The organism is bacterium (assembly GCA_030652805.1).
GTDB lineage: Bacteria > JAHJDO01 > JAHJDO01 > JAHJDO01 > JAHJDO01 > JAHJDO01.
On the sequence record JAUSPT010000026.1, the window covers coordinates 44,720 to 53,454 of the forward strand.

General features: G+C 36.7%; 7 protein-coding genes. 6 read left to right on the forward strand and 1 reads right to left on the reverse strand.

Features of this window, described 5'->3' with window-relative positions; all coding sequences use genetic code 11:
- The 6 genes from glyA (at nt 1) to Q7J67_02025 (ending at nt 7,229) form a co-directional block, all read left to right on the forward strand.
- Nucleotides 1–1,245: a serine hydroxymethyltransferase gene (glyA, locus tag Q7J67_02000; GenBank protein ID MDO9464059.1), complete on the forward strand. Its 1,245-nt coding sequence runs from the start codon at nt 1–3 to the stop codon at nt 1,243–1,245.
- Complete coding sequence (locus Q7J67_02005) at nt 1,229–2,746, forward strand: hypothetical protein (GenBank protein MDO9464060.1); 1,518 nt, start codon at nt 1,229–1,231, stop codon at nt 2,744–2,746. The genes glyA and Q7J67_02005 overlap by 17 nt, the downstream gene beginning before the upstream one ends.
- A gap of 42 nt (nt 2,747–2,788) precedes the next feature.
- A complete protein-coding gene (locus tag Q7J67_02010; GenBank protein ID MDO9464061.1) occupies nt 2,789–3,706 on the forward strand; it encodes an AraC family transcriptional regulator in 918 nt (305 codons plus the stop codon).
- A 76-nt stretch (nt 3,707–3,782) separates the two neighbouring features.
- Entirely contained in the window at nt 3,783–4,676 is an 894-nt protein-coding gene (locus Q7J67_02015) for an amidohydrolase family protein (protein ID MDO9464062.1), read from the forward strand.
- A 1-nt stretch (nt 4,677) separates the two neighbouring features.
- Entirely contained in the window at nt 4,678–5,895 is a 1,218-nt protein-coding gene (locus Q7J67_02020; protein ID MDO9464063.1) for a DegT/DnrJ/EryC1/StrS family aminotransferase, read from the forward strand.
- An 11-nt stretch (nt 5,896–5,906) separates the two neighbouring features.
- On the forward strand, nt 5,907–7,229 hold the full coding sequence (locus tag Q7J67_02025; protein MDO9464064.1) for a DegT/DnrJ/EryC1/StrS family aminotransferase: 1,323 nt from the start codon (nt 5,907–5,909) through the stop codon (nt 7,227–7,229).
- A 143-nt stretch (nt 7,230–7,372) separates the two neighbouring features.
- Here the strand turns inward: Q7J67_02025 and Q7J67_02030 are convergent, their stop codons facing one another.
- A complete protein-coding gene (locus Q7J67_02030) occupies nt 7,373–8,644 on the reverse strand; it encodes an ISNCY family transposase (protein ID MDO9464065.1) in 1,272 nt (423 codons plus the stop codon).
- Between the last annotated feature and the right edge of the window lie 91 nt (nt 8,645–8,735).

Here is an 8,735-nt window from a genome sequence, read left to right on the forward strand (position 1 = left end):
ATGAGTAATTTAAAAACAACTGATCCAGAAGTAGCAAAAGCAATCTATGATGAAACAAAAAGAGAATCTTCAAACCTTGAGCTTATTGCATCAGAGAATTTCGTGAGCGATGCTGTGCTTGAGGCTCAGGGCTCAATAATGACCAATAAATACGCAGAAGGCTATCCTCATAAAAGATACTATGGCGGATGCGAATTTGTTGATGTTGTTGAGAATTTGGCTATAAAAAGAGCAAAAGAGATTTTTGGAGCTGACCATGCAAACGTGCAGCCGCATTCCGGTTCACAGGCAAATATGGCGGTTTATTTTTCCATGTTGGATATGGGAGATACAATTCTAGGTATGGACTTAAGCCATGGTGGACATTTAACACACGGTAGTCCGGTAAACTTTTCAGGAAAATATTTTAATATTATCTCTTACGGAGTGAGTAAGAAAACAGAAACAATAGACTATGAATATGTAGAAAAATTGGCACTTGAAGAGAAACCTAAATTGATAATTGCAGGCGCTAGTGCTTATCCTCGCATAATAGATTTCGCAGCATTCAGAAAGATTGCAGATAAAGTAAATGCGTATCTTATGGTGGATATGGCTCATTTTGCAGGACTTGTTGCAGCAAAAATTTATCCAAGCCCTATTCCATACGCTGATTTTGTTACCACCACTACACATAAAACATTAAGAGGTCCACGCGGAGGTATGATTTTATGCAAGGGAAAATATGCAAAGCAAATAGACAAAATGATTTTTCCTGGTATTCAGGGGGGCCCCCTGATGCATGTCATAGCTGCTAAAGCTGTTGCATTCAAGGAAGCCATGGCAGAAGGATTTAATGACTATCAGAAACAGATCGTAAGAAATGCCAAGGCACTTGCCTCAGAACTGAATAAAAGAGACTTTCGGCTTGTTTCCGGTGGAACAGATACTCATCTTATACTACTGGATTTAACTAATAAATGTATCTCAGGCAAGGACGCAGAGAAGGCATTAGATGTTGCCGGAATAACAGTAAATAAAAATGCTATTCCATTTGATAAGCAAAGCCCATTTATTACGAGTGGAATAAGAATAGGAACTCCTGCTGTAACTACAAGAGGTATGAAAGAGCCCGAAATGAAGTTCATTGCAGAAATGATAACAAAGGTGCTTACGAATATTAATGATATAGATAATCTTAAACAGACCTTATCAATAGTGACCAGTCTCTGCAATCAATTCCCTTTGTATGCCAACAAACTCTAAAAAGTTAAAATTCCTGACACTTACCTCAGCAATTAGTATCATATTCATGGTTCTTGTAATTTTAAATATTCTTCCATTGGGTATTAAGCACGAATGGGCTTGGAAATATTCACATCCAGAGAATTTTGATGGGCTCTGGTTTTCAGTGCTTATTTCCTCTGTTTTTCTTCTGCTGTCTTATAAGTCGATCGGTTATAAAAAATTAGCAGGTTCCAAACCCCCAATAGAATTTCTCTCTATAGTCCTTATATGTCTTTTCAGCTACCTTTTTAACATTGCCATTTGTTACTTAAGCCCAGCAGGCTTCTATAATCTAATTTTGACTATTATAAGTCCATGGGCAACCAGCTATTTCAATGTTGCTGTTGGGATTAGAGATATTAGTTATTGGTTAAGCAATTTTCATACTTTTATTGAATATGCTCCCTTACATGCCAGAGTACATCCTCCAGGAAATATATTGTTTTTCTGGTGGATAATTCACATATTTAATAATTTATCCATCCTAACAGATTCTTTTCTAAGTATGGTAAAGAGCACCACTCTAGATCCATTACCTGTGTTTTCAATTATTGGGAATACTTTCCGTCATTCCTTCAACAATGCTGAAAAAGCCGCATCAGTATTTCTGTCGTTATTTTTGCCATTTCTTAAGTGTGTTGTGATTATTCCTATATATTATTTAGGGAAACTTATATATGATAAAAAAACATCTTTAATTGCAGTATGTTTTTACGCAGCTATTCCTGCACTTAATTTATTTACACCTGGAATGGACCAGACATATACTCTGGTTTCTGTCTTGTCTTTTTATTTATTTTGTTTCTCTATTAAAAAAAACAATATTTGGTTTGCTATTCTTTCTGGACTGGTTTTATCAATAGGCATTATGCTGAGTTTCTGTTTTCTGGTTATCTTGGGTTTGATAATTTGTTATGGGCTAATATGGCTTTGGATAAATAAAACACATTTAAATTACATATTAAAGAGTTTTTCAGTATTGTTTGTAGCTTTGACAGCTCTCCCTTTGTTGTTTTATCTTTTATATGACTTTAATATTATAAAATTTTTCGTGAGTATTAATGTGTTTTCAGAAAATGCGCGATTAGACATCGTTGGCAGTGAGGTCGCACGCCGAACATACTGGAAATGGCTATTATATAATCCTGTAGATTTTTCCCTGTTTATTGGTATCCCAATTTCAATGCTTTCTTTCAGAAGTATTTATAACATTATAAGGTCAAGAAAAATAAGCCCAGCCAATGTCTTCTCTGTGTCTTTTTTTATCATACTATTTTTACTTCTATTCTCTGGAATAAATCGCTCTGAGGTGGCAAGATTATGGATGTTTCTCATGCCCTTTCCTGTATTAATAGCTGCCTCGCAAATCGCACAAATAAAGATAAAAACTAGTTCTGCCTTCTTAATACTACTTTCCCTGCAGATCCTTCAAACAATAATTTTTAAGTTATTTGTAAATGTATACGGGGTAATTAGCTAAATATTTGTTTCTTCTACTCAATATGTGTATATTGTGGGCATCATGAAAAAATCAAAATCTAATACTACCAAAAAACAAGTAATGGATTTTGTAGATAAAGAATTCTCTTTTACAACATCGATAACCAGAGGTAAATCATCTAACAGGTCAGGAGAGTCGCATTATCATATTTTTGAAATAGAATTACAATATGTAAGATACGGAAGCGGAGCCTATTTTGTAAAAGACAGAAAATACCCGCTTAAAGAGGATTCTATTTTAATAATTCATAAAGGAGAAGTTCATAACTATATTAAAGGAGACTCGTTAGCTCCTATGGACAGGGTATATCTTGCTTTTAATCCATCTATATTTAGAAATACACAATACACATATAAAAAACTAATCTCCCATATTACTGAATGCAAAAAAAACTTCTCTCATCAAGTATCATTCCCTCCTGAGGAAAGTCAAAGAGCAGATTTGATTATTTCCAATATAACCTCTGAATGGGAAAACAAAAAACTGCATTACAGAGAAGCAATAGTAAACCTGCTTCTGGAGCTTTTTATAATTATACATAGATCCTTTTCTTTTAGTGCTTCTGGAACCAGCACACATAAAAAAATTGAATCAACTGTACAAGACAAGCTTATAAGCAAAGTGATTTCTTACATAGATAAAAATTATCGAAACCCTTTGCATCTGGCAACTCTGAGCAGGCATGTCTTCCGTTCTTCATACCATCTTAGCCATATTTTTAAGGATGTTACAGGATTTAATTTTAAAGAATATCTAATAAATAAACGCATTATGAAAGCCAAGAATCTTCTTGAGTCAGAATCAGATATAAAAGTAATATCTGTAGCTGAGGATGTTGGATTCTCTAATCTCAGCACCTTTAACAGGGATTTCAAACGCCTTACAGGAATCAATCCATCAGAATACCGCAAGTTTTGCACACATTTCCGCAAAAAATGAGTAGAAAAGATTTTTTTTTTGCGTAGACTGAATAAAAAACAAATCTATAACAAGTTTATAACTGAAAGGTGTCGAAATGATAATTGATGTACATGCACACATAACCTACCACAGGTTTCCTGAGTTCGTTCAGAAACTTAACAGGAAAGAATTCACTGCTGAAATTCTACTTAAAAGAATGGATATGGAGAGGATCGACAAGTCTGTTATCCTTCCATTAAGTAATCCAGAAAATGCTGACCAATTTGGCGTAAGCAATATCTTTGAAGCGCTTGAAGCTGCAAGAAAATATCCTGACAGATTAATCGCTTTTTGTAATGTTGATCCCAGAGCAATGATGAATTCTCCTGAAGCTGATTTGTCAAAGGTTCTAACGGTTTATAAGGAAATGGGATGTAAAGGGGTGGGAGAAGTCTGTTCTAATATTTATTTTGATGATAAGAGAGCCATGAATCTCTTTTATCATTGTGGAGAATGCAAAATGCCTATTATTTTTCATATGGCAGATAGAATAGGCGGTGTTTATGGATTGGTGGACGATATTTACATACCAAGATTAGAGAAGGTACTCAAGGAATTTCCAAAAACTATTTTTATAGGTCATGCACCGGCATTCTGGGCAGAGATAGATGGAAATGTAGATATTGAGACTCGTGGACACTATCCAAAAGGTAAAATAAAAAAACCAGGGAGATTGCAGGAGCTCTTAAAAAAATATCCTAATCTTTACGGCGACCTTTCTGCCGGAAGCGGATATAATGCTATTTCGAGAGATCCTGATTTTGGATACAAATTTCTTGAGGAATTTAATAACAAACTTCTTTTTGGAACAGATAGATTCACATCCGCTGACGAACCAATACCCGATATCATACCCTTTATCAAAAATGCCTTTGAAGAAAATAAAATTTCTAAAGGAGCTTATGATAATATAACCCATAAAAACGCTCAAAAAATCATTGGAGAATAAGATGGCTAAATTAGCAATTGATGGCGGCAAACCAGTTCGTACAGATCCCATGCCAAAACGTCGGCTCTTTGGCGAAGAAGAAAAAAAAGCTGCTACGGCGGTGTTTGATGAAGCGATTGCCTCAGGAGAAGCATTTGGTTACAATGGACCCCATGAGAAGGAATATGAAAAATCCTTTTGCGATTATATGGGTGGTGGATTTGCAGACGGTGTTAACTCAGGTACATCAGCTGTTTTCGTCGCACTTGGAGCATTACAGCTTGATCGGGGAAGCGAGGTAATTGTTCCCCCAATTACAGACCCGGGCGGAGTAATGCCTGTTGTTATGTTAAACTGTATTCCTGTTATTGCAGATTCAGACCATCGCTCATATAATGTAGGACCAGAACAAATTTCCGCTGTCATAACAGAGAATACAAAAGCCATTATTGTTGCGCATATTGCCGGAGATGCTGTTGATATGGATCCTATTATGGAGATTGCACGTTCAAAAAATATTTTAGTCATAGAGGATTGCGCTCAGGCACATGGAGCAAAATATAAAGGAAAACTTGTTGGTACAATTGGCGATATTGCAGCGTTTTCAACTATGTTTGGCAAACTTCATGCAACAGGAGGACAGGGTGGAGTTGTCTATAGTAAAAATGAAGAGCTTTTCTGGAATGCTAAGCGATTTGCTGACAGAGGCAAACCTTTTAATTTGCCTGATGCTAAAGGTAATGTTGCAGCAGGATTAAATCTTAATCTTAATGAGCTTTCAGCTGCTATTGGCGTAACACAAATTAAAAAGTTAAACTCCATAATATCCAGACGTAGAAAAGTTGCTGAAGCTATAAAAGAAAGACTCAATAAGGAATCAGAGATTGTATCTATGGGATGGCAGGTGCCTGAAACAGAGTCGGTATACTGGTTTATGCGCATACATGTTAAAACAGACATGCTTAAAGTTGATAAAATGAGTTTTGTTGAGGCTCTAAAGACAGAGGGAATTTCTGTGACTCCCTCTTACCGTCATATCCCATCAGAATCTCCATGGTGGGAAAATACTGGTCCATGGGAATTTTGCAGACAGGAATATAATAAAGATTTTCAATGTCCTAATGCAATATCTGCAACAGATAGTCATTTCAATATCTCATTGAATGAAAATTATGGTAAAAAAGAAATAGACGATATAGTTAATGCGCTTAAAAAAGTAGAACAAGCTTATAAAAAATAGGAAAACGCAATATGGAAAAGCTAGCGCTTTTAGGCGGACCAAAAGCAGTTAAAGCCGACCCAGAGGATATGTTCAATTGGCCAATTATTACCAAAGAGATGGAAGACGGGGTTTTGAAAGTACTCAGGGAAGGTAAGATGTCTCATAATGATGTTACCAAAGAATTTGAGAGAGAATATGCAAAATGGCATGGCATGAAATATGCACTTGGTCATTCCACAGGAACAGGGGCTTTGCATGGTGCAATGTTTGGTTTAGGCATAGGACATGGGGATGAAATAATCTGCCCGAGCATAACCTATTGGGCATCAGCTCTGCCTGTATACTCTCTTGGTGGTACTGTTGTATTTTGCGACATTGATAAAGACACATTAAATATTGATCCAAATGATATTGAACACAGAATCACTGAACGAACAAAAGCTATTGTAGTGGTTCATTACGCAGGTATGCCTGCTGATATGTATCCTATAATGGAGATTGCTCGCAAACATAACATCAAGGTCATTGAGGACGTTTCTCATGCACATGGGGCATTGTACAGGGGAAAGCTTACGGGAACATTTGGAGATGTTTCAGCTTTTTCATTAATGAGCGGCAAATCTTTTGCAACAGGCGAGGCAGGCATTATGCTTACAAACGACCAGAGAGTTCATGAACGCGCGCTTCTTTTTGGTCATTATGCGCGCCATAATGAGGTGCAATTAGAAGATCTTAAGCCATTGACAGGCCTTCCTTGGGGCGGTTACAAATACAGAATGCATCAACTTAGTTCAGTTGTGGGACTTGTACAGATTAAGAATTATCCAAAGCAGATGAAAGAAATAGATAAAGCAATGAATTATTTTGCTGATCTTTTAGAAGGAGCACCAGGTATTAAGGTCCGCCGTCCTGAAAAGGATTCAGGAACTACAATGGGCGGCTGGTATGCAGCCAGAGGATTATATCGGCCTGAAGAACTTGGAGGACTCTCAATTAAACGATTCTGTGAAGCGATAAAGGCTGAAGGGGGTAGATGCAGCCCTGGAGGCAATAAACCATTACACTTACATCCTGTCTTTAATGACATTGATGTATATAATCAGGGAAAGCCTACACGCATCGCAAATTCCCCAGAGGATATAGATGTAAGACAACCTGTTGGCAGTCTGCCGGTTTCCGAAAATATACATAAATATACTTTTGGTATTCCATGGTTCAAGCACTACAGACCCAACATAATAGAGGAACATGCAAATGCAATTAAGAAAGTGGTTGAAAATTACAGGGAACTCCTGCCTGGAGATACAAAAGAAGAGGATGCTGGAGGATTCGGTTTAACTGCAAGACAGTAGGCAGTATAAGCCCTCAATATCAGCTGAGTTGCTTACTGTCAACCACATTTAGAAATGTCCGCTTTTAAAACATTTAGAAATGTCCTATTTTGTTAAGATTAGTAGTAGTAAATTTTTCTTTTTGATCAAACTTTTTCTTTTTGTTAATTATGTGCATATTGTGGATAACTCCTTGTCTTGTATTTTCTCCATGGATGGTCTTTTGGCGGTATGTAGACTTTTCTTATTTTAAATTCATATGGGTTTTTCCCATCATTAGCCTTCTTTGGTCTCTTTGTTATTTCTCTGTGGTTTAAAGTTTCCCCTTTGTATTGTATTGATATTCTCTCATCTATATGCTCGCAGACTAAAACTTTCTTTGCTCTTATCAGATTCTCTACCTGATAAAGCTTATTATCATGGCTTATTGTAAAATCATTTTTTAATACCCTCTTTGTCTTCCGGCAGAGAATATCATCCAGATTTGTACCTTCAGGGACTGTTCTATGTAAATCTGTTTTCTTTGCCGGCTCAACACTGAACCTCTCGTCATAGATTGGTAAATATTCCTCCAGAAACTTGTTGCCGTCTTCTTTTGTCTTAACTTCCTTAAGTCTCATTTCCTTTATTAGTCTATCCTGAAACGTCTTAAAAAGTCTTTCTATCCTTCCTTTTGCCTGCGGAGAGTCCGCATGTATTACATCTACTCCTAGCTCCTCACACGCTCTCTCAAATTGACTTAACGGCTTTCTATTATTTAATTCATCTTCTTTTGTCGGTTTCCCGTTAGATTTGTATGTTGTATGCTTGTCCAAATATATGCTGTTTGGAATACCGTTTTTTTCTATATACTTCTTGAAACTATCCATCGCAGGCATTGTTCCTTCATGATCATAAAACTTTCCAAATGTCTTGCTTGTTGCATCGTCTATGTATCCCATTAAAACCAGCTTAGGACCTCTCCCTTCCAGCCAATCATGATGCGATCCATCCATCTGTACCATTTCTCCAAAGCATTGCTTTCTTTCCCGCCATTGACAATGCTCTTTGTTACCGCGGCTTACTTTCCATTCTCCTTCTACTATGAGCCAGTTACGCAAAGTCTGAGTGCCTATCTCTATCTTATCTATTTCCAAAAGTTTTTCATTAGCAAGTAGTGGCCCAAATCCCTTGTATTTCTCTTTGTACAGACCTATGACCATGGACTTTATCTTCTTGGATATTGCTGCGTTTGATGGCTTCCCTCGTGATTTATGAACTATCCCTTTATCTCCTTCTCTACGAACTGTTTTTACTATTCTCCTTATCTGCCTCTCGCTCAAATTTAAAACATCCTTTGCTTCAACCTGTTTTAATTCTTTATCCAGTACCTTGCGAATTACATGTAACCGCTTTAGCTCTCTTTGACTTGCCATGATAATATCCCTTTCTGCCATAATACCCTCCTATTAAATCGGGTATTATAGCCTCTTTAAATTAGGACATTTCTAAATGTGCCAAATAGGACATTATCATTTGTGTATTACA